1 protein-coding gene is annotated in these 494 nt (G+C 54.9%); it reads left to right on the top strand.

Translation table 11 applies throughout. The annotated features are described in order from the left end of the window. Nucleotides 1-42 precede the first annotated feature (42 nt). Nucleotides 43-494: SNF2-related protein (locus tag NE619_RS18010; protein WP_256133862.1), on the top strand; the 452-nt coding region annotated here is incomplete at its 3' end.

Below are 494 nucleotides of genomic sequence, written 5' to 3'. Positions count from 1 at the left end.
TGATGCAGTGCTGATGGATATTCTCGAGGCAGGCGGGCAGTTATGAGGTTTCAACCGCACCCCTATCAGCAATACTGCATCCAGCGGATGATTACAGACCCGGCCATTGGCTTATTCCTCGATATGGGATTGGGCAAGACGGTAATCACCTTGACGGCCATCAACGACCTGAAATACAACCGCTTCCAGGTGAGCAAGGTCCTGGTCATCGCGCCGAAGAAAGTCGCGGAGGCCACCTGGAGCAAAGAGGCGGAAAAGTGGGACCACCTGTCGCTACTTCGAATCATGCCGGTGCTGGGCAGCAGACAAAAGCGGATCCGGGCGCTGAATACGCCAGCCGACGTTTACGTCATCAACCGGGAAAACGTGCAGTGGATCGTGGACTACTACCGCAACGCCTGGCCCTTTGACATGGTCGTGATCGACGAGTTGACCAGCTTCAAGTCTCACAAGGCGAAACGATTCAAGTCCTTGACCTGGGTGCGTAAAAGCAT

This window comes from Anaerovorax odorimutans (genome assembly GCF_024459955.1).
GTDB lineage: Bacteria > Bacillota > Clostridia > Peptostreptococcales > Anaerovoracaceae > Hominibacterium > Hominibacterium odorimutans_A.
This window is presented reverse-complemented; position numbering and strand designations above follow the sequence as displayed.